Source organism: Terriglobia bacterium (assembly GCA_035712365.1).
Lineage (GTDB): Bacteria > Acidobacteriota > Terriglobia > UBA7540 > UBA7540 > SCRD01.
Map to the genome: position 1 here is coordinate 1 of DASTAW010000025.1, position 23,398 is coordinate 23,398.

General features: G+C 56.9%; 22 protein-coding genes and 1 pseudogene. 15 read left to right on the forward strand and 8 right to left on the reverse strand.

Features of this window, described 5'->3' with window-relative positions:
• From VFQ24_06970 to VFQ24_06990, 5 genes are all read left to right on the forward strand, one after another.
• On the forward strand, nucleotides 1-664 hold a 664-nt coding region (locus tag VFQ24_06970), incomplete at its 5' end, for a right-handed parallel beta-helix repeat-containing protein (protein HET9178084.1).
• Between the two features lie 95 nt (nucleotides 665-759).
• A complete protein-coding gene (locus VFQ24_06975) occupies nucleotides 760-1,599 on the forward strand; it encodes a polysaccharide deacetylase family protein (protein ID HET9178085.1) in 840 nt (279 codons plus the stop codon).
• Nucleotides 1,596-2,840: a glycosyltransferase family 4 protein gene (locus VFQ24_06980; GenBank protein HET9178086.1), complete on the forward strand. Its 1,245-nt coding sequence runs from the start codon at nucleotides 1,596-1,598 to the stop codon at nucleotides 2,838-2,840. The genes VFQ24_06975 and VFQ24_06980 overlap by 4 nt, the downstream gene beginning before the upstream one ends.
• Before the next feature lie 43 nt (nucleotides 2,841-2,883).
• Nucleotides 2,884-3,636, forward strand: coding sequence for a WecB/TagA/CpsF family glycosyltransferase (locus VFQ24_06985; protein ID HET9178087.1), 753 nt, complete (start codon nucleotides 2,884-2,886; stop codon nucleotides 3,634-3,636).
• A gap of 18 nt (nucleotides 3,637-3,654) precedes the next feature.
• On the forward strand, nucleotides 3,655-4,671 hold the full coding sequence (locus VFQ24_06990) for an SDR family NAD(P)-dependent oxidoreductase (protein HET9178088.1): 1,017 nt from the start codon (nucleotides 3,655-3,657) through the stop codon (nucleotides 4,669-4,671).
• 196 nt (nucleotides 4,672-4,867) lie between these two features.
• On the opposite strand, the gene VFQ24_06995 is transcribed toward VFQ24_06990, so the two are convergent.
• The 3 genes from VFQ24_06995 to VFQ24_07005 are packed head-to-tail and all read right to left on the reverse strand — an operon-like array spanning nucleotide 4,868 to nucleotide 7,693.
• Nucleotides 4,868-6,358, reverse strand: a complete 1,491-nt coding sequence (locus VFQ24_06995) for a pilus assembly protein TadG-related protein (GenBank protein ID HET9178089.1) — start codon at nucleotides 6,356-6,358, stop codon at nucleotides 4,868-4,870.
• A 23-nt stretch (nucleotides 6,359-6,381) separates the two neighbouring features.
• Complete coding sequence (locus tag VFQ24_07000) at nucleotides 6,382-7,062, reverse strand: TadE family protein (protein ID HET9178090.1); 681 nt, start codon at nucleotides 7,060-7,062, stop codon at nucleotides 6,382-6,384.
• A 37-nt stretch (nucleotides 7,063-7,099) separates the two neighbouring features.
• Nucleotides 7,100-7,693, reverse strand: a complete 594-nt coding sequence (locus VFQ24_07005) for a TadE family protein (GenBank protein HET9178091.1) — start codon at nucleotides 7,691-7,693, stop codon at nucleotides 7,100-7,102.
• A gap of 1,014 nt (nucleotides 7,694-8,707) precedes the next feature.
• On the opposite strand from VFQ24_07005, the gene VFQ24_07010 reads away from it, so the two are divergent.
• The 6 genes and pseudogenes from VFQ24_07010 to VFQ24_07035 all read left to right on the forward strand — a co-directional run bounded on the left by VFQ24_07010 (nucleotide 8,708) and on the right by VFQ24_07035 (nucleotide 12,622).
• A complete protein-coding gene (locus VFQ24_07010; protein ID HET9178092.1) occupies nucleotides 8,708-9,262 on the forward strand; it encodes an RNA polymerase sigma factor in 555 nt (184 codons plus the stop codon).
• Nucleotides 9,263-9,278: 16 nt separating this feature from the next.
• Nucleotides 9,279-9,935 (forward strand): zf-HC2 domain-containing protein, encoded by a 657-nt coding sequence (locus tag VFQ24_07015; GenBank protein ID HET9178093.1) that lies wholly within the window; start codon nucleotides 9,279-9,281, stop codon nucleotides 9,933-9,935.
• On the forward strand, nucleotides 9,932-10,588 hold the full coding sequence (locus VFQ24_07020; GenBank protein HET9178094.1) for a DUF5668 domain-containing protein: 657 nt from the start codon (nucleotides 9,932-9,934) through the stop codon (nucleotides 10,586-10,588). The genes VFQ24_07015 and VFQ24_07020 overlap by 4 nt, the downstream gene beginning before the upstream one ends.
• A 93-nt stretch (nucleotides 10,589-10,681) precedes the next feature.
• A complete protein-coding gene (locus VFQ24_07025; GenBank protein ID HET9178095.1) occupies nucleotides 10,682-10,903 on the forward strand; it encodes a hypothetical protein in 222 nt (73 codons plus the stop codon).
• Between the two features lie 100 nt (nucleotides 10,904-11,003).
• On the forward strand, nucleotides 11,004-11,240 hold the full coding sequence (locus VFQ24_07030; GenBank protein ID HET9178096.1) for a DUF5668 domain-containing protein: 237 nt from the start codon (nucleotides 11,004-11,006) through the stop codon (nucleotides 11,238-11,240).
• 38 nt (nucleotides 11,241-11,278) lie between these two features.
• Nucleotides 11,279-12,622 (forward strand): annotated as a pseudogene (locus tag VFQ24_07035) (DUF4097 family beta strand repeat-containing protein).
• 173 nt (nucleotides 12,623-12,795) lie between these two features.
• On the opposite strand, the gene aroA reads toward VFQ24_07035, so the two are convergent.
• The gene (gene aroA / locus VFQ24_07040; protein HET9178097.1) at nucleotides 12,796-14,028 is read right to left on the reverse strand and encodes a 3-phosphoshikimate 1-carboxyvinyltransferase; all 1,233 of its coding nucleotides are present in this window, start codon (nucleotides 14,026-14,028) and stop codon (nucleotides 12,796-12,798) included.
• Between the two features lie 501 nt (nucleotides 14,029-14,529).
• Here aroA and VFQ24_07045 point away from each other — a divergent pair.
• A complete protein-coding gene (locus tag VFQ24_07045) occupies nucleotides 14,530-15,537 on the forward strand; it encodes a glycosyltransferase family 2 protein (GenBank protein ID HET9178098.1) in 1,008 nt (335 codons plus the stop codon).
• Between the two features lie 140 nt (nucleotides 15,538-15,677).
• Nucleotides 15,678-16,235 carry an HDIG domain-containing protein gene (locus tag VFQ24_07050; GenBank protein HET9178099.1) on the forward strand — a complete coding sequence of 186 codons (558 nt, stop codon included), beginning with the start codon at nucleotides 15,678-15,680 and terminating at the stop codon, nucleotides 16,233-16,235.
• A gap of 153 nt (nucleotides 16,236-16,388) precedes the next feature.
• On the opposite strand, the gene VFQ24_07055 is transcribed toward VFQ24_07050, so the two are convergent.
• From VFQ24_07055 to VFQ24_07070, 4 genes are all read right to left on the reverse strand, one after another.
• A complete protein-coding gene (locus VFQ24_07055; GenBank protein HET9178100.1) occupies nucleotides 16,389-18,212 on the reverse strand; it encodes a hypothetical protein in 1,824 nt (607 codons plus the stop codon).
• 464 nt (nucleotides 18,213-18,676) lie between these two features.
• Nucleotides 18,677-20,074, reverse strand: a complete 1,398-nt coding sequence (locus tag VFQ24_07060) for an MBL fold metallo-hydrolase (protein ID HET9178101.1) — start codon at nucleotides 20,072-20,074, stop codon at nucleotides 18,677-18,679.
• On the reverse strand, nucleotides 20,074-21,651 hold the full coding sequence (locus tag VFQ24_07065; protein HET9178102.1) for a methylmalonyl-CoA mutase family protein: 1,578 nt from the start codon (nucleotides 21,649-21,651) through the stop codon (nucleotides 20,074-20,076). The genes VFQ24_07060 and VFQ24_07065 overlap by 1 nt, the downstream gene beginning before the upstream one ends.
• A gap of 102 nt (nucleotides 21,652-21,753) precedes the next feature.
• The gene (locus VFQ24_07070; GenBank protein ID HET9178103.1) at nucleotides 21,754-22,002 is read right to left on the reverse strand and encodes a hypothetical protein; all 249 of its coding nucleotides are present in this window, start codon (nucleotides 22,000-22,002) and stop codon (nucleotides 21,754-21,756) included.
• A 252-nt stretch (nucleotides 22,003-22,254) separates the two neighbouring features.
• Between VFQ24_07070 and VFQ24_07075 the strand changes: the two genes are divergently transcribed.
• Entirely contained in the window at nucleotides 22,255-22,461 is a 207-nt protein-coding gene (locus VFQ24_07075) for a hypothetical protein (GenBank protein ID HET9178104.1), read from the forward strand.
• 112 nt (nucleotides 22,462-22,573) lie between these two features.
• Entirely contained in the window at nucleotides 22,574-23,389 is an 816-nt protein-coding gene (gene amrB, locus VFQ24_07080; protein HET9178105.1) for an AmmeMemoRadiSam system protein B, read from the forward strand.
• Nucleotides 23,390-23,398 lie beyond the last annotated feature (9 nt).

A 23,398-nucleotide genomic window follows, 5' to 3' on the forward strand; every position in this document is an offset into this window, starting at 1 on the left:
TAACATCCTGGTAAAAGGCAATGAGATCTATCAGAACAATTATGCCGGCTATTCTTATGACTGGGAAGCCGGCGGGGCCAAGATCGGCTCCTATTCGACGCACGTGACCTTTGACAGCAACTACGTGCATGACAACAAGGGGCCGGGGTTGCACGGGGATATCGGCTGCGATTATTTCGTTTTTGAGAACAACCACACGGCGCGGAATGTGGGCAGCGGCATCCATTGGGAAATCAGCTACCATGCGGTGATCCGGAACAATCTGATTGAAGACGACGGCTTTTCACCGGACGGAACCACGTTCTGGTACGGAGGCGGGATTCTGGTGTCAAACTCCGAGAACGTGGAGGTCTACGGCAATACGGTGAAGGATTGCATGAACGGAATCGGAGGGACTCAGGCAGACCGCGGAACCAACGCCAGGACGGGCGCCACCTATAATCTTAAGAACCTCTACGTCCACGACAACACCATCACCCAGAACACGGGCTCCGCGGCCGGAATTGTCAAGTCTTCAAAACTCGATAACTCTGTGTTTACCTCCTGGAACAACCGCTTCGACAAGAATACCTATCACTTGGGGGCGTCATCAGGAAAATATTTTGAATGGTTGAATGCCGCGGAAACACTTACGGCTTGGGAAAGGCGCGGCTGGGACCAGTAGCCACCTGAACAAGCAGTCAACGCCATTGGCGGCTTTTCTGTTTGTCCATTTCGATCGCAGAGAGTCGCTCTATTGAACCTGTTGAGAGGTTGACCATGATCACGACAGCCAGAAGCGTCCCGGTTTCCCCGAACGTCGCTAGGCCTCAGGCCGGAGGCCCGCCGCCCCGCATCGTTACGACGAGCTGGGACGACGGCGACCCCCTTGACTTCCGGATCGCTGAAATGCTTCATGCGCGCAAACTACCTGCGACGTTTTACGTTCCCATCACGGGACACCACGGCGCCCGTGCGCTTGGCCGAAGTGAATTGCGGACACTCAGCAAGGAGGGTTTTGAGATCGGCGGACACGGATTTTCACACCTCATTCTCCCTCAATGCTCCAGAAAAGTTGTCAGGCAGGAAGTTGAAGTCTGCAAGCATAGTCTTGAAGACATCCTGGGCAAAGAGGTGCGCATGTTTGCTTACCCTCGCGGACGCCACAGCACTGTGGCAGTCCGGTCTGTCAAGCGCGCAGGGTACGCCGGCGCCCGGACGACGGAGATGTTTTCTCTGGACCTCCATTTCGACCCTTACCGGATGCCAACCACCATCCACGTCTTTCCACACTCAAAATCAGAGTACCTGCGCAACATGGCAAGGGCCGTGGATGTGGGGAAGGCATGGAAATACCTCCGGCAATTGTGGCACGTGAAAAGCTGGGTGGAGCTGTCCAAAGTCCTGTTTGATTCCACGATGCAGGAGTGCGGTGTTTTTCACCTTTACGGCCATTCCTGGGAGATTGATGAGTTGGGGCTCTGGGATGACCTCGAAGAGATCCTGGACTACATTTGCAATCGAAAAAACGTCCTGTATTTGCCGAATAGCGAAGCCTTGGCGTACCGAACGGTCAGACGCTTCCTGCCTCTCAAAAACCACTGCGCGCTGGAAGGATGAAAATTCTTCTCGTACATAACGAATACCAGCAGCCAGGCGGCGAAGACACCGTCTTCCGGCTTGAGCACCAGCTCCTTTCGAGCTTCGGACACCGCGTGGTGACTTACAGGCGCACCAATCTTGAGATTAATGGCTATTCGACTATTCGGCGTCTGCTGATGCTCAGGCAAATGGCGTGGGCCGAGGATTCGAAGCGCGACGTAGCCAGTATCCTCAGGCAAGAGAAACCTGACGTTGTCCATGTCCATAATACTTTCACGCAAATTTCCCCCTCCATCTACACAGAGTGTGTTGCCGCCGGGGTGCCGGTGGTGCAAACCCTTCACAACTTTCGACTGCTTTGTCCCGCCGCAACATTTTATCGCGACGGCCGCGTCTGCGATGAGTGTGTTACCCACGGTCTTGGACGAAGCATTTTGCACGGATGCTATCGAAATTCCCGCTGCTCGACAGCAGCCGTCACCGCGATGCTGGCGGCGCACCGAAGACTCGGGACCTGGAACCGTAAGATTACGTCCTACATTGCACTGACAGAGTTTGCCCGGCAGCAATTCATCAGGGGAGGACTTCCGAGTGGGAAAATCCACGTGAAACCCAACTTTGCGGCTCCCGACCCGAATCAGGGAACGCAAAGCGGCGGCTATGCCATCTATGTGGGGCGCTTGTCGCCAGAAAAAGGGCTGTCAACCTTGCTGCACGCATGGCATCGCCTCAGGAACAAGCTTCCGCTTCACATTGTGGGTGACGGTCCTTTGCGGCCGGAGTTGAACAAGTATGTCGAGCAAAGGGGGCTGTCGTCGGTCCGCTTCATGGGCCGGTTGGATCACGCGGAAACCCAGGAGGCCATCAAGGAGGCACGTTTCCTCATCCTGCCCAGCGTGTGCTACGAGAATTTTCCCATGACCATTGTGGAAGCCTTCGCCGGCGGAACTCCGGTGATTTGTTCCCGCCTGGGGGCTATGCGTGAAATTGTGACGCACCAGCGCACCGGTCTTCATGTCGATCCGAGCAGCAGTGAGCAACTCGCGGACAGCGTCGCCTGGGGATGGGATCACGCCCCGCGCATGCGAGCCATGGGGATGGCCGCGCGGCGGGAATTCGAACTCAAATACACTGCTGAAAGGAACCATTCGCTGCTGATGGATATTTACCAGCAGGCTACACAAAGGCCGTGCGCGCCGGATGTGCAGTCCCATCCTCAGACTGAAGCATTGGAGACGTCCAATCCTGGCCTCTGCTAATCCAAAATTGCCGATACCCATGACTACTGCGTACAAAAATCAGATGCCAGTCTTTCGTGTTCTTGGAGTGCCTGTCAACGCAATCCAGATTCCCGGGGCCATTGCAACCATGGAGGGTTGGATCCGCAAGCGGGCCGGAACTCATTTTGTAACGGTCACGGGGATGCACGGCGTTGTAGAGGCGCATCACCATGACGCGTTCAAAAACATCTTGAACTCGGCGGACATGGTTGTTCCGGACGGAATGCCGCTCGTCTGGATGGGGCGAAGGCACGGATTTAGGATGCCCCGCCGGGTGTACGGCCCTGAGCTGATGGAAACATTCTTCAAGCAAACGGGAAGCCGCTACAGCCATTTCTTCTATGGCGGAGCCGAAGGTGTGGCTGATCTGCTAGCCCGCAAAATGCAGCTTGAATATGGCATCAGAATCGCCGGCACGTTTTGCCCGCCTTTCCGACGGCTGACCTCGGAAGAAGAGTCGGAGGTCGCGGGGATGATTCAATCGGCCGCGCCAGATGTGCTCTGGGTGGGCCTGAGCACGCCGAAACAGGAAGAGTGGATGTGGTCCTTCCGTGAAAGAGTTGGCGTGCCCGCGATGGTGGGGGTTGGGGCCGCATTCGATTTCCACACGGGGAGGGCCAGGCAGGCGCCCGTTTGGATGCGTGAAAACGGGCTGGAATGGCTCTTCCGCCTGGTTTCAGAGCCGCGCAGATTGTGGCGCCGCTATCTGGTTTACGGATCGCAGTTTATCTGGAACGTCAATCTGGAAATCCTCAAACTCAGAAAATTCAATTAGCCGACAAGGAGGCACAATATGGACTGGAAAAAGTGCAACGTCTTGGTTACAGGTGGAGCTTCATTCATTGGCTCGACCCTGGTTGATGCCCTGCTGAGGAAGGGCGCAAAAGTGCGTGTGGTGGATGACTTGAGCAGCGGAAAGCTTGAAAACATCGCCACTCACGTTATGGACCAGAAGGTGGAGTTCATGGAGAATGATCTCCGCGAACCGGGCGTTGCCGAAAACGCTGTCAAAGGAATGGATGTGGTGTTTCACCTGGCCGCCGACCATGGCGGGCGCGGCTATGTGGACCTGCATCAAGCGGCCTGCGCGTCAAACCTTATGTTGGATGGGGTGGTCTTTCGTGCCTGCCACAAGGCGCAAGTTGGCAAAGTGGTGTATGCCTCATCCGGCTGCGTCTACCCCAACTATATTCAGACCGACCCGGACCAGATACTCTATCTCACCGAGGATTCGGCCGGCCCGCCCTATGATGCGGACAATATGTACGGGTGGGCTAAGCTCATGGCCGAGATGACGCTCCGCGCCTATTCCAAGGAGTATGGCTTAAAGTCTGCTTCCTGCCGCTACTTCACTGTTTACGGGCCTCGTGGCGTCGAGAATCATGCTGTCATCGCCATGATCGCCCGCGCCTTCGTGAAGCAGGACCCGTTTGTTGTCTGGGGTACCGGGGAACAGATTCGAAACTGGACTTACATCGACGACATCGTCAGCGGCACCATTCTGGCGGCGGAGAAGATTGACGATGGCACGGCTGTGAACCTCGGCACAATGGAGCGCATCCGAGTGATTGATGCCGCCAAGGAAATCCTGCGGTATATGGGGCACGAGGCGCGGATTGAACCCCATCCGGAAATGCCAACAGGCCCTTACAATCGCGTGGCCGACAACTCACTGGCCAGGAAGCTGTTGGGATGGGAGCCGAAGATGATGTTCATGGACGGCCTCCACCGGACGATCGACTGGTATGTCTCCGCCAGAGAGCAGGAGCAGGTAGCATCCACCCTGGAAGGGATGCTGACAGAGAGGTAAGTGCCTCCTACTGCGGGGAAGGTGGTTCCCCAGGCCATCTTCCCTGGCTGCCAGCATTGCATCGCCAGCTTATTTCGGAGGTCGTTCTACGCTTCACCACAAGCGTGCTCGCGGCCTCTCGTTTGTGGCACTCTCAGTTTTTCCCGCCTCAGATTCCCTACCGTCCCCATATCACCTACGTAACCCCAGCGTCAACTTAATTGTGAATCAGTCGAATAGGGATGAATGTCCCTCCGCCCGGACTGTTGACGTTCGGTGTCCCTCCTGAGCCGCCTGTTCCGCACCCTCCAACCTGTACAACGACGGCATTGATTGTATCGGTAGTGGAAAAGTGCAGCGCATCTTGGAAAAACAGACTCATGTACCCCTGGACCGTGACCGTGCTTCCTCCCGGCGAAAGCGTGGATCCGTCGTACAACACTACGTTGGCATATGAATCGCTTGCTCCTTGAGGTAGTCTAAATTGATCACCGGCGTTGTATCCATATGGATTGTTCGCTCCCGCGATAACTGTGAAAGGTGATGCTGGGCTGCCGGTTGGACAAGATGCCTGGGCGTTGGCACCCGGCAGCGCGTACGGAGCACACATATAATCCTGCCCATTGTTCAGGCCATCGGGCAGGTTGTTGACCACGCCGGTGGCGGGACACTGGCCGCTGCAACCGCCACCGCCGCAAGAGTGGATCAGGCAATCAACCCCGGCGTCTGTGGGGCCAACTTTCTTGCCGTTTAGAGTACTGAGGGTACCCGTGCAGGCAACAGACCGGGAAGCACATTCTCTGATGTACTGACTGTATGCCATGCCGCTCTGCGAGGTAAAGGCAATTGTGTACCACTGGCTTGGGACGGGGTTATTGAGATCGCTGTGCAGCACCCACGGCGCGCCGATATCACCGCTAGTCGGGGCGCATTCATTCAGGGATGAATCCCATACGCAATCGTTTGGATGGAGGGCGATGCCCGCATTAGGGCTCGTATTGGGATAGACGTAGTAGGACATGACCCATGGGGTAGATGTTGAGTACGTATAGCCGGAAGGACAATCGCCCTGTGTAACACCGGTGCCGCCGCAATGACAGTTTGTGTTCGCCATAGAGGGGCTAATATCCGCGCGAACCGGGAAGTTGGGGTCGCAGTTCGGGACGATAAAAGGCTTAACGCAGCCCACGCCGACATTGGTGTTGGTTCCGCCGGGATTAAAAGCCTCGGCTGTGGCTGAGGCTGAAACGTTCATCGAGTTGATGCCGAAAATCTTGGCAAAAAATGTGGGCATGGCGTCACTGTGGGTTGAATCCCTGTAAACCGTGACCGTTATCTGTGGTTCCCCGCTTCCTCCGCTTGGAAGGACATCGTGACTATAATCAAATGCAGTGCCAACCGTGGAGGAGGTTGGTGCAAGCCCCATCACGGGGTTCTGGGCGGCCACGGCAATGGCATTCTGCGAGGCCAGAGTCTCGTCCGAACTGCCTGCCGTACAGCCGGTTGAAGTACAGTTATCACGAAATGCCTTCGCGCCCGCCAGCGCTGCGGCGTCTGCGGCACGTTGGCATTGCGCTCGGGCCAGGTAACCTGCCACCAGGTCAATCGAAAGTGCGCACATCCCTAGCATCATCACCAGGGAAGCGGCGACGATAAGCAGCGTCACTCCCTTGTCATTTAAATCCAGCCTACTCGTTCTGAGTCGCATCGTCTCCTCCCGGCATATCAGCGCTAGCTTCCGTTCGTAATGTTCTCCATTACGGCGTCGGACCTAAATATGTACTGGCCTGTAGGGCCGGTCGCACCCGGCACAAGAAGGCCGATAATCCTGCCAAACATAAAAGTGTACGGATAAGAAATCGTTACTTTCGTGCTTTTGATTGGGGAGGTTGTGTCATACGGGTTCGGCGTGTCATAAGCTTTGTAAATAACCAGGGTCACGTTGTTGCACGCGTACGTCCAGGTCAGCACCGGCGCGAATGTAGCTGTTGCTGTACTTAGGCAGGCCCCCTGATTCAATCCGGCTGCCGTCAGGTAATTCGCCACGGTCTTCGCCGTCGCCTGGACTGCGCACGGCGTTCCGCTGCCGGGAGAATTGATGGTCCATGCCGTCGGGCAATCTGAATCGTTTAAGGGCGTGGAAGAAATGAGACGAGCTGCTTCTCGAGCTGTGTTGGACGTTATATGCTTGGTGTTGTAAGCTCGGGCAAAATCAATAATGCCCACGACCAGTACCAGCAACAGAGGTAACGCCATGGCGAACTCAAGGAGTTCCGCGCCCTCGATGCCCCGGAACCCTGTCCGCAGAGGGCCCCGCCGCGCGTATGCCCAGACCGTACGCCTTTCACCAGGCTCTGAGGCACCAGTCCGGCTATTCTTATCGATTTTCTCGTTCCTGAATGACCCTTTCATTTGAAAAGCTCCTCAAGTAACCTTTCAACTTGCAAAATCAGGGGCAAGTCGGTTGGCCAGTCGCACCATCGACAGGCTGATTTTCCATGCGCATCGTCACGCTCGTCGCAATATTAATTGTCGAAGCGTTTAAGGACGTAAACGGAATGGCAAGGCGGAGTGGGTACTTAAAGCTGACTTCTATTCCGCATTGCTGAGAGCTGGAGTCGCTTGTTGGATTCATCACCACGGCCTGCTGGCAAAGCGTCTGCTGTACCACTGTGTTGTTTGGGTCAAGATGCGATGCAAGAAGCGAGGGAGCGACGTAGTTTGTGAATTCGTAAGTTGGGTTTGATATACAAGCCGGAGAACTGGTGGTTCCTGCAGAGGTGTATGTTTCCATCGTTTGATTTGCGCCGGGATTGCAGGTTGCGCAACTGGGCAGAACAGCGTAACGTGCCCCTTCCCGGGCAGCGCGCGTAATGGTTTCATAAACGTTATAAGCCCGTCCCAGCCAGACCGTTCCCAAAAGCAGCATCATCAGGATAGGAATGACCAAAGCGGCTTCGACGAGTTCGGCGCCTGATTCTTCTCTCCATCTCCTGAAGGATATGGCGCCAGGCAGGACCGAGATTCGAGGATATGCGACCATCTTCCCTCCCATTACAGGCGCTCGGGAAGCACGAAGGGCAGAATTGGTTACAGAATTACCCTTGTTACAAACAAGTCCCAAATGTGCAACCCAACTGCGTGTCGATACTGCCAAACCTGGCGGAAAACGATGGGGCGTGAGGATTAGCGATCGTGATGGAAACGATAGTGTAACGTCCGCACGTCTTCCGCTCGAGGCCTCTGAATTTCCGCGACTTCACGAACTAAATCGTCATGCGAGTAGTTGTCTCCCCTCGCAATGTGGCATGCTCAGCGACACACCGGAGGCCTTATGAGCGCACTTCGGTTCCCGGCATGGAGCATGATCAGATTCAGGTCGAGTGCGCCCACGCGGAGGTCTCCCGTGTCAGCCATTCCGGAAGCGCTATTCGCGCCCGTAATTCCGCGTTTCGCCCGTCGTCGAACGTTGGCGAGTTGCGTACCGCCCGCAGGAAAGCAGGCGAACGCAAAACGTACAATTGAAGGTAGACACGCCTAATATACACCCTGGAGTCTTACTGTCAAGTGTCAATGCCATTGATAACTTATAAGTGAGCAGTTCTAAAAATAACACTTGTTCAATGGCGGCATTTAATACACTCCGCCTCGATTCGCCTCTCCGTCGTCCCATCGGCACGCCCCTGTAGAAAACCACTCCGCACAATTACCTGATGGCAGCCTTCAGGCGCAAAGCCGACGTCGGCGAGATGGTCAGGCGCAGAACTCGTTCACTTCATTGGGGATGTAGAGCACTGCGGCCAACAGGTCCCAATTTCCGTTTACGCTAAACATAGGGTCCCCTGAGTTTGAAAGGCCGGCAAAGTGAGGCCACACGAACCCAGAGATCTCATCAGCCGGCATGGCTCGGAAGGGACCGTGGGCCTCCGAAGTGAGCGATGGGAGCTTCACTGACTCGATCTGCTGGTTCTGGTACAATGCCCACAATTACTTTGTGGTTATAATCGGCCGCAACTTCGGCTAGGGACCGGCCGTTATTGCTCCCAGGAGAATTCCGTTGGACTCGGACTTGGAGCTGGTCAAACGCTGTCTCAGGAGAGAAGATGCGGCTTGGGAGGCATTGCTCCAGACGCATACCTACAGGGTTTACAATCTGTGTTACCGTTTCACCGGCCGTTCTGAGGACGCTGAGGACTTGACGCAGGAAGTCTTTATTAAGGTTTTTCGGACCCTCAAGAGCTATGACCCACTCCAGGCGAAATTTGCCACGTGGGTCAGTCGAATCGCCCGGAACCACCTGGTGGACCATTACCGCCGAACACGAGGGGACCGTGTGACCTCTGTGCTGGACGACCAGATGCCCATCGCGGACGCTTCCTCAGGCGGGAATCCCGAAAGCAGTGTGGAATCACGCGAACGCAGCGAAAAACTCCGGACAGGACTCAGCAAGCTGTCGCCCGATTTGCGTGAGGCGGTCATCCTGCGAGACCTGCAGGACCTGGACTATGCCGAAATCGCCCAAGTCCTCCAAATACCTGAGGGGACGGTAAAGTCCCGGATCAACCGCGGACGATTGGAACTGGCGCGGGCTTTAAAACGTATGGATAAGTGAAGGCTGAAGAGGCGGGATGATGACGCATCTCGAGGTCGAAAACCTGGCGAGCGATTACCTGGAAGGACAAATGGACCAGGCCCGTCGCGCGGAGGTGGAAGAACACCTGGCCAAATGCACTCCTTGCCGGGAGATCGTGTCCGATGTCCGTCTTGCCATTCAGACTTGCCGGTCGGCGGAAGAAATGATGCCGCCACCCTGGCTTGTGTCAAGGATCCGCCTTGCAACCATGGGTGAAGAGCGTACGGGCGTCGTGGAACAGGTCAACGCCCTGCTCCAGGCCATCCGGCAACCCCGTGTTGCGTATGCAGTGGCCATGACCCTGTTTTCCGTTTCTCTGATTGTCAACGTGGCAGGCCTCAATCTTCGAAACATCAGGATGGCGGACCTGAATCCGGCCACATGGGTCTATCGCGCCAACCGGGCCGGACACCTTCTCTACGCACGGGCCGAAAAATTCTACGACGACCTGCGGATTGTTTATGAAATCGAATCCCGCTTCCGGGGCGCTCAATCCGAAACCGACCATCAGGATAAGCAGACCGGCAAACCCGCTCCCTCGCAGGTGCGGCCATCGAGCACGGCCGGCCGCGGAGACGAGCAAATGGCCTCCACCCGAGTCAGCGCCGTTGGCCGGTATGCTCAACTCGACCCAGGAGTAACAAACCGATGAAATGCGCTAATCACCCCCTCAGCGATTCCGTGGCTTATTGCGCACACTGCGGCAGACCGCTTTGCGAAACGTGCCGCCGCGAAGTAAAAGGGACATCTTACTGCGAGACCTGTCTGGCTGCACGGCTCCAGTCGCCGTTGTGGGGCTCCGGCGGCCAGGCCGGGGCTGCTTCGAGCCCCGGGGTGGCCCTTGCTCTTGGTCTTATTCCGGGCGTCGGAGCAATCTACAACGGGCAGATCGCAAAGGCCATTGTGCAGGTCTTGCTCTTCGGATCGATCATCGCTCTCGCCCACAGGGTTGGTGGCCCTCTGGGCCCAATTTTCGGGCTGGGAGCTTTCGTCTTTTATTTCTATATGGTGATTGATTCGTACCAAACCGCTAAGGCCAGGCAGCTTGGCCAGCCCGCACCAGAATGGTTCGGCCTGAGCGATTTGAAAATGGATGCGCCCTTGGGGGCAGGCTTGCTGATCGTGCTGGGTCTGCTCTTTCTGCTGGACAATCTGGGCATTCCAATTTTTTCTGAGATTGGAAAGTTCTGGCCGGTACTCTTGATTGTGCTTGGCCTCGCTCTGCTCCAGAAACGCCTGGCCCACCATGAGGCGGTCCCCAGGCAGACCGACGACCAGAGGGGCAAGGACCCTGCGGGGCAGTGAGGCCGCTGCTTCCGCGAGGGAGTCCCCACGCGAGCCAGGGCGGCCCCACTACGCCCAGGCAGGTAGACGGCAAAAGCGAAGAAGGACACGAGAATGGAAAATCTGCCTGGCATGGTCACAGCCCTGCTGCCAGTGCTGGCCATCCTGATGGCAATCGCGGTTGTGTGGATCGTGTTCTGGTATAAGGCAAGGCAGCGCGAGCTGGAGTTGCAGGAAAGTCTCCGACTGCGGGAATTTGAACACCTCCTACGGTTGAAGGAACTGGAACTTGAGATCGAGAAGGCGAGAGCGCGGGATCCGGGGAAGCCGGCCTGAACGTCCGCCGTCTGGAGCGAACGCACGGGCGTTCTCAACAGAGCGGCTGAGAGGAATCAGCCGGGTGGTACATATCTCAGGCGGGCAGAGGTAACTCTCAATGGCAACCAACATTAATTCGGCACAAGATCGTCACGAACTCAGGCGCGCGCGCCGCATCCATGGGATAGGACTGGCGGGCCCGATTTTACTGGTCACCCTGGGAGTCCTGTTTCTGATGGGCGAGTTTGTCCCATATTGGGGCGTCGGGAAAACGTGGCCGGTGCTACTGATTGTGTTTGGGCTTGCCAGGTTGATTGAGTCCGCGTGGGCAGGAGGATCACCACCATCCCGCTAGCGGCTTGCAGCCCTTCCTGAAGTTGCGGAGGATCGAACATGAGCACTTACCGGCACCATCGCGGTTCCATATTCTGGGCGCTCATCCTTGTGGCAATCGGCGCTCTCTTTCTATACCAGAATTTCAATCCTGCCGTTCGCCCCTGGTACCTGATTGCAAAGTACTGGCCGGTCTTGATCATCTTCTGGGGAGTGTCCAAGCTAATTGATTACTTTCAGGCCAAAAGCCACCCGGAAGCGCACCCGCGCAGCTTGTTTTCGGCAGGCGAAGTCGTTCTGCTGATCATCATTCTCATCATCGGAACTATCGTGTCAAAGACCCTCCTGAGACCCTGGGGAGAGTGGCCATCCATGATGGGCATCAGCGATCAGCAATTTGCCGAAATGTTTTTCAACTCCTATACCTTCACGCAGCGGGTCTCCCAGGATATCGAGGGCCAGCCGCGCCTGCTGGTGGTAAACCGCAGAGGCAACGTCGAAATTCGCGGGTCAGACCAGAAGAACATCGCGGCGGTCATCCAGGAAACGGTCTGGGCAGAGAATGAATCGGCGGCCAGAAAAATTGCCGAGCGTCTGCAGTATCACCTGGCTCAAAACGGCGGGCAGTACGAACTGACCTCCAACCTGGACTCGCTTCCTTCCAGCGGTCGTGCCGTACGGCTGGATATGGTGGTCCACGTGCCTCAGTCCACCGCTGCGGAAGTTACAGTTGACGACGGTGATGTCACCGCCAGCGACCTGAAAGGCAACCAGACACTTACTTCGCGACGCGGAGATGTGCGAGCGAACGAGGTCGAGGGAATGCTACAAATTCACAAGTCGAGCGGGACGACCTCGGTATCAAAGGTCGATGGCAGCGTGGAAATTGAAGGCAGGGGGGGAGACATCGGGGTCCGGGATGTGACGGGGTCCGTTACTGTGGAAGGAAATTTCTCCGGCGTCACGCGGTTTGAGAATATAGCCCAAACGCTGCGGTTCGATTCTTCCCGCACAACCCTGGCAACGCAAAAGCTTACCGGCAATCTCACAATGGACATGGGCAACCTGACGGCCAACGGGGTCGGCGGACCTTTCGAGCTTTCAACTCGGGATAAGGACATCCTTCTCGAAAACTTCAAACTGAACGTGAAGATCGTTAACAGCAACGGAGATGTCCGTCTCCAGACACTGACCCCGCCCACTCGCCCCATCGAGGTTGATCTAAAAAAGGGCGAAATCACATTGTCACTACCTGCCTCTTCAAATTTTCAGGTGGACGCCGTTTCCCACAACGGCGGCGTGAGCTGCGACTTCCCGGGATTGAATGTTTCAAAGGGACCGCCCATGCCCACCATCAAGGGATCCTACGGAAACAACGGCCCCATGATCAGGCTTTCTTCAACCTACGGAGGCATCCATCTTCTCCGCGTGCAGACGAAGTCAGCGCCAGCCACGTCTGCGACTGCCGCCAGCAAAGCTGAATACCAAGCCGCCCCGTCGCCTCGGTCGTCGTCTGAGCCGCCGGCCTTGCTGCTCGCGGGCGGTCGAGAGCGTCGTCTTTCGAATCCATCACCTGCCTATCGTGTGAGACGAGCTATCGTCTCAAAAAATGACGGGAAGGAAATCTGGACGCAATCACCATCATCGATGGTGGTAATTCCATCGGCCACAAGGCCGGCGATGCTGAAGGCCATGGCAATCCGGTGATCGCCGTAGCTTGCGATTTCCGTCCCGGCCAATCGTTGGCGCCCTGGGACCCGCAACCCGTCAGGAAATTCCTCAACCTTGGCGCCCATTCGGCGAAGGTTATCCGCCACGGCGGCGATTCGATCGCTTTCCTTCACACGCAGTTCTTGCGCCCCTCGAAAAACCAGCCCTTTCTCCGTCTGGGTGCCCAGAACCGCCAGCACGGGCAATTCGTCAATCAGGCCCGGAATAAGCCCCGCCGGGATGTCCCCGCCTTCGAGCGAACTGGCCTTCACACGAACACTTCCGACCAATTCTCCGGCGCGGCTATCACAATCCAGAATGCTGATATCGCCACCGATGGATTTGAGGAAATCGATGATTGCCGTGCGGGTCGGATTCAGTCCGATATTCTCGAAAGTAAGGTCGGATTCCGGGACCAGAAGGCCCGCCACAAGAAAGAACGCCGAGGAAGAAATGTCACCCGGCACCGTAAGGTCCTGCGCCCGGAGGTTACTGCGGCCTCGGATGAAGATTGCGCCTTCACGGCGGCCGATCTCGGCCCCAAACTGCCTGAGCGCGATTTCGCTGTGGTCGCGCGTCGGGCAGGGCTCAACGACTTCCGTCACTCCCTCCGCATAAACACCCGCGAATAGCACCGCCGTCTTAACCTGTGCACTGGCCACCGGCAGGTCGTAATGAATGGGGGCCAGGTTTCCTCCATCGATCGTTAAGGGTGGAAGATCGCCTTCGGAGGGTTGAATATGCGCCCCCATGCGTGTGAGTGGTTCGATGATGCGCCTCATCGGACGCCGCGACAGGGAAGCGTCCCCGCCGATGACCGACCGAAAAGACTGGCCGGAAAGAATCCCCGCAAGCATACGGATCGTGGACCCCGAATTGCCAGCATCCAGCGAAACCGCCGAAGCGCGCAGCCCGTTGAGACCACCACCCTCGACCGTGACTTCGTTTCCTTGCCGGTCGATTTTCACTCCCAGCATTTTCAGGCAATCGAGCGTGCTCTGGCAGTCAACGCTTTCCGCGAATGAATGGAGATGGCTGGCGCCATCCGCAATCGCCGCCAGCATCGCATAACGATGAGAAATGGACTTGTCGCCGGGCAAAGAGGCCGAACCGGCCAGGCCATTCGCGCGCCTAATAATCCTTGGTCTTCCGGAACTCAATGGGATGTCCCTTTCTGTCACTCGAGATCAGGAGCATGTTTCGCGAAGTCTGGCGCAACTTCTCAGCTTCCGATGAGCCGCGGCGGCCTGCCTCCGGTGGATGATGCAGCCAGATCCTCAGACTTATTTCCTCGCTGGATCAGCTCGCGCAAGTGCAATTTTCCTGCTCTTGCGGCCACGTCCGTCTGCTTGTACAGAACCACTCTGTCTTTCATCGAACGCGGAACCATGGGGCGAAAATCGCTTCGGGGCCACGACCCTCGGCAAGCTCAATCGCATGGGCAGTATAGCAGGAAACATGCTTCTTGCTGACGGCATGGTTCAGTCCGCAGACCCATTCGGCCCTTTTCTCCTGGTCCTCAACATCAAGAATGATAGAATTCTGAAGGTGCTCAACTAGCAAGGGGAAAAGCTTCGAAACGCTCGTGCGAAGGCACTGGAGTGCAATCAACCCACTCAACAGAGAAGAACCTGAACAGCACAAGGTGCGTGGAACACCCCTCTGTTTCGATAATCCTGTGTACCAGCGGCGGACGGCCCACGCTGATCCGGTGTCTGGAGGAACTCACCGCGCAGGCGCAGCAGTGCCCCAATTCTGAGGTCATCGTCGTCCTGAATCGAGCGGAAGACGCAGCATTCGCCAAGCTCTTGTCCCGGTTCCCTGTCCGGCTTCTTAACGAGTCGCGCCGTGGAGTCTCCGTTGCCCGCAACCACGCTGTCCACCGCTCGAAGGGTGACATCCTTATTTTCGTGGATGATGACGTCCGGGTCAGCCCTGGCTGGCTGGCGGAGATCATCAAAGGCTTCGACGCCCCCAACGTCTGCTGCGTAACCGGACGCGTTATTCCGGCAGGATCGCCGTCACTGACCGCTGAACGCTCGGGCAGATACTACTCCAGCCTGCGTGCCCTTTCACCGTGGACCCTCGACGCCTCCAACCCCGGCTGGTATCAGCGCATCGTTGGTGAACCGGTGGGCTTTGGTTGCAACATGGCATTCCGCAAGAGCTTTCTCAAGAATTATTCGCTTTTCCCTCCAGACCTTGGGGCGGGATCGCTGATCGGCGGAGGCGATGAGTTTTACATGTATGTCCAGGTGCTAAAGCACGGCTTCAGAATTCGGCATAATCCGGCCGCGGCGGTGACGCACTACTTCGATAATAACGCCCAGAACCAGAAAGCCCGCAGCGCCCAGCTCTATGCGGGCAGCGTTGCTTTCGCTCTAAAACTCCTTATCGAGGAAAAAGGCTTGCGCCTGGCAACCGTCAGGTGGTTGCTTTCGGCTTTCAAAAGGCGTGCGCGCCGCGTCTGGGAGCAGAAGAAGATCACTTCGGAGCCGCAGGAACTCCTCTCGCCCGGCGAGAAGCTTCATGCCTACCTGCGCGGGCCAGGTGTTTACTGGAAGTCCCGGCGGTCCGGAATTTCAAAAACAGAGGGCCATGACCACTGACCCTGCACAGGGGGCGTTGCCGCTTCAAAGCGACTGCCTCCATTTTCTGCCTCCAACGCATTGCGGCTTCTCGCGCTCCAGTCAGGCGCCATTGGTCCAAACCCCTGTTGTACAATGTTGAAAATCCGACGTGAGGCAGCATGGATCGAGAACAGGCATGGAAGCTTCTGTGTGAATACACCAGGAGCGAGAATTTGCGGCGGCACGGCCTGGCCGTTGAGGCCTGCATGCGGGCGTACGCCCGAAAGTTTGGCGAAGATGAAGAGAAGTGGGCCGTAGTCGGACTCATTCATGACTTTGATTATGAGCTCTACCCGGACGCCCCGGACCACCCCTTGAAGGGCAGCGAGATTCTGACCAAGCTTGGATATCCTGAGGAGGTCCGCCGCGCTATTCTCGGCCACGCAGATTATGCCGGCGTGCCCCGCGACACACTGATGGCAAAATCGCTGTTTGCATGCGATGAGCTCGCAGGCTTCATCACCGCCTGCGCGCTGGTAAGGCCCGACAAGATCCAAAGCCTCGAGCCTCGGTCCGTGCGAAAGCGGATGAAGGACAAAGCCTTCGCACGGACGGTGCGGAGGGAGGACATTATCGCAGGCGCGGGGGAACTTGGCGTCGACCTTGATGAGCACATCGAGTTATGCATCAAGGCCATGCAAAGCATTAGCGGTCAGCTTGGACTCAACCCTGCCTGACAAAGTCGTATAAGGAAAATGAAGGACACCGCTCCGCCCAGGTTTTTCAAAACCTCTTATTGCGGAAATATTAGGCTGGCAACTCAACGACAAGACAAGAGATGACCCGGCAGCATGCGGTAGCGCCGCCGGGCACAATTAGAATTGTTGGGGTTATGCTTTCTGCGGTTCCTTTGGACGCTCAGCATCCATAGCGGCACGGTCTGTAAGACGGAGGAGGCTGGCGGCCTGTGACAAACGGTCCTGCAGATCTCCGATTCGGTTCTGAATCGTGGTCCGCTGGTCTTCCAGGAGCGTACCTGTGAATTCCGCCACCTGCCGCTTGTAAGACTCGAGGGATTCTTTGATCGAGGCCTCGGCCCAGGTCGTCGTCTGGTGGGCCCATTGGTTCAGCAGCGTCGTGGCCGTGTTCACTTCCTTGTTAACCTTGCCGGAAAGGTCCTGAACAACCTGACTCGAGCCGGCCCTGATCTTATCGACCGCACTTGAGGAAGCCTCGGCAACGTGCTTCTGGACTTCCTCGAGCATGGCCCGGCGCTGCTCTTCCATGAACTGGCGCAGTTGCAGTTCGTAGTCAGCCGCCATGCCGGCCTGCAAGCCCGAAAGAGACTTTTGGATTTCGCTAACTTGAATGTCTGCAACCTGCTTAACATTCTGAGCATGCTGGTCGAGGGTCTTGCGGCTTAAATTCGCAATGCTTTCAACCATGGCTGTCGCCCGCTGCTTGTCAGAGGCCTTCAGATCCTCACCCAGATTTTTCAAGTTGTCGGACAGGCGTGTTGCGTCTCCAGCCATCGTATCCCGCGCCGATAAGGCAAAGTCGCTCACTTGCTTGCGGGCGTCTTCGACCATTGTCCCCATAGTGGATTTCAGTTCGCCCTTCGACTGAGCAAGGGCTTCTTCCAACCGCTGCCGCAACTGCGCAAGCGAGGCGCTCAAGGCATCCTGAGAGGCCTTCTGCACATTGCTCATCATGTCTGCCGCGCTCTTCTGCTGCAACTCCTGGGCGGCGGCGGACAGCTTTACCTTAAATCCATTCACCTGAGCGTCGGCATAGGATTGGAACTCCGTTTTCGAAGCAGCCGACAACCCTTCCATGTGAGATTTCAGGCCGCTGAGGCCCTCATCAGTCCTTGCGCGGCTGGCCGTTTCAATTTGCCTGGCGGCGTCCTGCACCGCAACGCCAAGCCGGCCATTAAAATCCTTCATGGCGCTTTCGGAACTCTGAGAACAGGCCGCTCTCGCCTGGTCTGACAATCCGGCTGTCAACGTCTGGATTTCATTCTTGATCGCCTCCACCTTGCTTTGGACGGCGCGTTCGGACTCCTTCATCACCATCGCAAGCTGCTGTTGGAAGCTGTTCTTAAGGCTATCCTTCACCTGCTCAACGTGAGGCTCAAGCGACTTCTGAAGTTCTGCCGGAATTGACGACACCGATCCTTCAGTCATCAGGCTGATCCACTCCGCAAAGTCTTTCATCTTGGCCTGCAGCACCTCTTCAGCCTGAACCTTGACTTGTTTCGCCAGTTCATCCTGTTCCGACTCCAGACGGGTCTTCAATTTTCCCCGAAACTCTTCCGCCAATCGGTCCATCCGCGATTGCATTTCCTTCTCAAGGGGCTCCAGCACCACAGAACTCTTGTCATGAACCTGTTTGGCGACCTCTGCCGCGGACTTTGAAGCGAATCCCTCTAGCTCGTTCCGAATCCTGTCCTTAAGCGTCTTGAAACCCAGCCGCAGTGACCCTTCCCCGTCCTTTTGCGAGCCAATCGCCATTCCCGGGAGTTCAATCCCTGACAGTTCCGCAACGGATCCCAGCAGGTCATGAAGGAGCTTCTGCGCCTGATCCAGTTGGTCCTGCCACTCGCGGCGGGCTTCGCGAATTTCGGAAAGCAGACCTTCCAGGTCCGATTGGGAGTGCTTTTGCCCTCCCCTTATTCCGCGCAACTCCTGCACGAGAGACAGTGGCGTATTCATCTTCCCTCCAGTACTGCTTCTACCTTAAGCTCACAGGGTGCAAAGTGGAATGGATCAGGAACGCTGCGAAACAGGCATGGGTGGACCGACGAATTTGGCTGCCGAACGGGTTCCGGCATTGGACACAGGTCTGTCATTAGCAACCATGCCTTCCCCCTCCCCGGCTGGCGCTCTGGCGATGAGTTAGTATTGAATCAATAGCTCTGGTCGCACTATGACTCTATTCGCCTGTCAGACTTTACACAACTGTACCAAAGGACAGTTTTCGGACAGGGCGGTTAACTCTTGAGTCACCGTCACCTTCTATCAACCCCCAAGCCAATTATACACAGGAAAGGCAATTTGAAAAGAGTTTATTTTGCATTCTGCCGGTCTGCCCAAAAGGTTTCAAGTACTGGGAACCTCGATCATCTTCCCAAAGTGGGACCCAGGAACCGGGGAATCGGAATTCGAGAGTCTCCTGCCTACGCTGTCCGCAGGACGGTTTTTTCAAGGTAGGCCGGAACCTCTGCGCGCCATCCCAAACTTGCTGCCAACTTCTGCTGAAGCGCAGTAGCTGCATGAAGTTCGCCATGAGTTACGAAGGTTTTTTCCGGCGCCGCTGGAAACTTTCCAATCCAGCTAAGAATCTCACCATAATCAGCGTGCGCGCTCATGTTCTCAATGGTTTCAACGTGGGCACGAACAGGAACTGGCTGGCCATGGATATTGACGAATTCGGCGCCTGACTGGATAGCCTGGCCCCGGGTTCCCGGGGACTGAAAGCCCACAAAAAGGATGGTGTTACGATGGTCTGGCAGGCGCCTTTCGAGGTGATGGAGCACGCGGCCTCCTGTCGCCATTCCACTCGCCGAGATGATGATCATGGGAAATCCGTGCTCGTTCAAGGCCTTTGAATCTTCAACCGAGCGGTCGAAGTGGACGTTCGGCTGAGCAAAGAGTCTTCGCCCACCGACTTCCAGTTCCTCAATCTGTAAGTTATGGTCTTCGTGGTGCTTACGATAGAAGTCCGTCACATCAATGGCCATGGGACTGTCCACATGAATGGGCAGCTCGTGCATCAAGTTCTTCTGAATCAACTGCCGGAACAGATAGAGCAGCTCCTGAGTGCGACCGATTGCAAATGCAGGAATAATGACGGAACCACCTCGAGCTGCCGTATTTTCTACGATTTGTGCCAGACGGGCGCGGAAGTCGTCTGTCGGATGCAGGCGATCACCATAAGTGGATTCGCAGACCAGGTAATCGACAGCCCCAGGCTCGGCAGGCTCCCGGATGATCAGTTGAGGGAATCTGCCAATGTCTCCGGAGAAAAGAATCTTGACCGTCCTCCCTGCCTCTGTAACAGTCACTTCCAGCATACGCGCCCCCAGGATGTGGCCGGCCCGGATAAATCTCACACTGAAATGCGAGGAAAGTTCCAAGGGCTTTGACTCATCCGCCGCCCGGAGTAATTCAAGGGATTTGGCCGCGTCATCCTGGGTATAGAGCGGGAGGGCAGGTTTGTGCTTGCTGAAGCCCTTCCTGTTGGCGTAGGAAGCGTCTTCTTCCTGCAGATGCGCGGAATCGGGCAGAGACAGGCGGGAGAGATCAACTGTAGCCGGCGAGGCCCAAACCGGGCCGCGGAACCCCTCCCTGACCAATCGTGGGAGATACCCTGTATGGTCGAGATGGGCGTGGGTGAGGACCACCCAATGAATGCTGGCCGGGTCCACCGGAAACGGATTCCAGTTGCGCAACCGGAGTTCCTTGCCTCCTTGGAAAAGCCCGCAATCGACCATAAGCCGCTCGCCGGCGGCCTCCAGCAGGTATTTCGAACCGGTTACGGTCTGCGTCGCTCCAAGAAAGGTCAAGCTGGGCATCAGATAAACACTGTCTCCTGGTAATGTCCAAAGACCCCGGCCAGTATGCCTGAGATTTCACCCACTGTTGAACAGGCTTTCGCTGCCTGCAAAATTGCCGGCATCAGGTTACGATCGCTCCGGGCCGTGGCTTCAACATCCCGCAGCGCGGCCTCTACCCGGGCACGGTCGCGGCGTGCACGAAGGCCTTGCAGCCGCTCCACCTGTTGCCGCTCGATTTCCGGGTCAATCCGCAGAATCGGGATACCCTGTTTGGGAACTTCCTGATAGCGATTCACGCCCACAACCACCTGAGACCCTCTTTCGAACTTCGCCTGGTATTCATAGGCAGCCTGCTGGATCTCTCGCTGGACGAACCCTCGCTCGATGGCTGGCAGCATTCCCCCCAGCGCATCAATCCTCGCCAGATATTCTTCGGCGGCGCGCTCAACGTCGTTGGTAAGCTTCTCGATGGTATAGGAGCCTCCGACAGGGTCCACGGTGTTGGTGACGCCGCTTTCATAGGCGATGATCTGTTGGGTGCGTAAAGCCAGCAAAGCAGAGCGTTCCGTGGGCAGCGCCAAAGCCTCATCCCTTGAATTGGAATGGAGCGATTGAGCTCCTCCCAGCACCGCGGCGAGTGTCTGCAGGCTCACGCGAACGATGTTCGTGTCCGGTTGCTGCGCTGTGAGGGTCGATCCACCCGTCTGGGCGTGGAAGCGGAATGCCCACGAGCGCGGCTCCTGCGCCCTGAAGCGCTCGCGCGTGATACGCGCCCACATCCGGCGGGCGGCACGAAACTTGCCAATCTCTTCCAGGAAATTGTTGTGCGCGTTCAGGAAAAACGAAATCCGCGGCGCCACTTCGTCCACAGCAAGGCCGCGTTCCATCGCCGCCGAAAGGTAGGCGATGCCATTCCCAAGTGTAAAGGCGATCTCCTGGGCAGCGGTGGCCCCGGCTTCTCGAATATGGTAACCGCTTACCGAAATGGTGTTCCACTCGGGCGCGTGCTCGCGGCAGAAAGCGACGATGTCTGTCACCAGACGCATCGCGGGACTGGGCGGGTAGATATAGGTCCCACGGGCGATATATTCCTTCAGAATATCGTTCTGAACGGTCCCCGAAAGCCGCTTGAAATCTGCGCCCTGCTTTTCCGCCGTGGCGAAATAGAACGCAAGCAAAATCGCGGCCGTGGCGTTGATGGTCATGGAGGTGGAGACCCGGTCGAGCGGAATCCCCTCGAACAGCGCTTCCATGTCTTCGAGAGAATCAATCGCCACACCGGCCCGCCCCACTTCGCCGCGTGCCTGCGGATGGTCTGAATCAAGTCCGATTTGCGTGGGCAGGTCGAAGGCAACCGACAGCCCGGTTGTCCCTTTCGACAGCAAGTATCGGAACCGCTGGTTCGATTCCCGAGCCGAGCCAAAACCGGCGTACTGACGCATGGTCCAGAGGCGTTTGCGATACTGGCCTGGATAAATGCCGCGAGTGTAAGGATAGAGGCCTGGAAGGCCGAGGCCACGGCCGGGGTCAAACCCCTCCAGGTCTTCCGGCCGGTGGAAGTGGCGATCAGAAGCCGCGCCGGCTTCTGAGTTCAAGTCCGGTGTGTTTCTACTCTCGGGAGAATCGCCCATCAGGATGAATAAAAGTCGTGCAGGTCCACACTAAACCTTGAAAACCCGAGACCAGTCGCCTGCGGATCATCGCACGCTTCTGGCTTTCAGAAAAGAGTAAAGGCAGAAAATCAGCAGCAGGGCGGTGAAACTGGCAACCATGCCAAAGCCCCAGACTCCCTGACTGGGAACACGCTGATAGTCCTGCCACAACTTCAGCGAAACCGAAAGTCCGGCCAGGGTCAGAAACAGAAACAAGACTGCGATCAACAGGTGAAACAATTGCCGGGCACGGCAATACATCTGCCCCAGAAACGAGTTAGAGCTGACTGGCATGATCTGAAGGCCTCTTCCGACGGAACAGGTCAACATTTCGATGGTAAAGCCAACGCTTTCCCGCGTCAATGTCCGCCTACTGCATGCTTCCTTGACACTGCCGCACGGTGAAACATAGAATGCAAAGAGGGGCAAAAATCAGAGCAAAAAGGGTGCTTTCTGGAGCTTGACGACAACTTCAAACACCTGATCAAGGAACTCGGTCAGGCAATTAACGAATCACTGGCGGACTCTGCCAACATTTCTGAAGTCATGGGCCGCATCCGGGCCGCCGGATATGACCTTTTTCTGGTTCTGGAAGTCACGATCGGGTTTAACAAGCAAGGCGAAAAGAGCACGACGCATCGCCAGGACCTGCCAGCGGAAATCAATCCCAACCAGCCGGATTTTCTTCTTACCAGTGAGGACGCGCAGTTTCTGCGATCACTCAGAATCGTAGTCGAAAAAGAGAACGAATAAGCCCGTTCACCACGTCCGGACGCGGCGGGGAGAGCGAACGAAGCAGAACGCCGTCTCCGCTCCCTTGACAACCCTTTCCGAGCGCGCCTACGATTTGCACATGGAGCCTGCAATGGTGCGTACACCCGCCGTAGCCGGCCGTTTCTATCCTCGACAGCGCGAAGCCCTTCTCCATGATGTAGGCCAGCACCTGCAGGCCGAATCGGGCGACCAGGCGAGGTTCGATTCTGCCATCGGATGCGTGGTGCCTCACGCCGGGTATATGTACTCCGGGCACGTTGCCGGGGCCGTCTACCGCCTGCTGCCGGCCCGCTCGCGCTACATAATCCTGGGTCCGAACCATTGGGCCCGTGGAGCGCCGTTGGCGGTCATGTCACAGGGCTGCTGGCTCACTCCTCTGGGACAGGTGGGAATTGACACGGAACTCGCCAGGCAAATCCGCGAAGGGTGTCCCATGCTGTCCGAAGACTCCGAAGCTCATGAAAGTGAACATTCGATCGAAGTCCAGCTTCCCTTTCTGCAGCGTTTATCCGCCGCCCTCCGGTTCGTTCCCATCGCCATTGCGACGGTCGAGTACGATTTTCTTGAGCAACTGGGCCGGGCGGTTGCGGACGCAATCCGGCATTCAACGGAACCCGTCCTGATGGTCGCCTCCAGTGATTTGAACCACTACGAGCCGGACATGGTCACCCGCGAGAAGGATGACAGGGCCATCGCGAGAATTCTTGAGCTCGATCCTGCGGGACTGCTGGAGGTGGTCCGCGAGGAGGATATTTCAATGTGCGGCTACGCGCCGACGATTGCCATGTTGACGGCTGCAAAGGCGCTGGGCGCTCACGAAGCCCGCCTGATCAGGCACGCAACTTCCGCAGACACGGGCGGCGATGCGCATTCAGTGGTCGGTTACGCCGGAATTATCATCGAGTAGCCGGGGCGG

Coding starts and splice junctions, on each gene's coding strand:
- VFQ24_06975 (HET9178085.1), top strand. CDS start 760: ATGATCACGACAGCCAGAAGCGTCCCGGTTTCCCCGAACGTCGCTAGG.
- VFQ24_06980 (HET9178086.1), top strand. CDS start 1,596: ATGAAAATTCTTCTCGTACATAACGAATACCAGCAGCCAGGCGGCGAA.
- VFQ24_06985 (HET9178087.1), top strand. CDS start 2,884: ATGCCAGTCTTTCGTGTTCTTGGAGTGCCTGTCAACGCAATCCAGATT.
- VFQ24_06990 (HET9178088.1), top strand. CDS start 3,655: ATGGACTGGAAAAAGTGCAACGTCTTGGTTACAGGTGGAGCTTCATTC.
- VFQ24_06995 (HET9178089.1), bottom strand. CDS start 6,358: ATGCGACTCAGAACGAGTAGGCTGGATTTAAATGACAAGGGAGTGACG.
- VFQ24_07000 (HET9178090.1), bottom strand. CDS start 7,062: ATGAAAGGGTCATTCAGGAACGAGAAAATCGATAAGAATAGCCGGACT.
- VFQ24_07005 (HET9178091.1), bottom strand. CDS start 7,693: ATGGTCGCATATCCTCGAATCTCGGTCCTGCCTGGCGCCATATCCTTC.
- VFQ24_07015 (HET9178093.1), top strand. CDS start 9,279: ATGATGACGCATCTCGAGGTCGAAAACCTGGCGAGCGATTACCTGGAA.
- VFQ24_07020 (HET9178094.1), top strand. CDS start 9,932: ATGAAATGCGCTAATCACCCCCTCAGCGATTCCGTGGCTTATTGCGCA.
- VFQ24_07025 (HET9178095.1), top strand. CDS start 10,682: ATGGAAAATCTGCCTGGCATGGTCACAGCCCTGCTGCCAGTGCTGGCC.
- VFQ24_07030 (HET9178096.1), top strand. CDS start 11,004: ATGGCAACCAACATTAATTCGGCACAAGATCGTCACGAACTCAGGCGC.
- VFQ24_07050 (HET9178099.1), top strand. CDS start 15,678: ATGGATCGAGAACAGGCATGGAAGCTTCTGTGTGAATACACCAGGAGC.
- VFQ24_07055 (HET9178100.1), bottom strand. CDS start 18,212: ATGAATACGCCACTGTCTCTCGTGCAGGAGTTGCGCGGAATAAGGGGA.
- VFQ24_07060 (HET9178101.1), bottom strand. CDS start 20,074: ATGCCCAGCTTGACCTTTCTTGGAGCGACGCAGACCGTAACCGGTTCG.
- VFQ24_07070 (HET9178103.1), bottom strand. CDS start 22,002: ATGCCAGTCAGCTCTAACTCGTTTCTGGGGCAGATGTATTGCCGTGCC.
- VFQ24_07075 (HET9178104.1), top strand. CDS start 22,255: ATGGGCCGCATCCGGGCCGCCGGATATGACCTTTTTCTGGTTCTGGAA.
- amrB (HET9178105.1), top strand. CDS start 22,574: ATGGTGCGTACACCCGCCGTAGCCGGCCGTTTCTATCCTCGACAGCGC.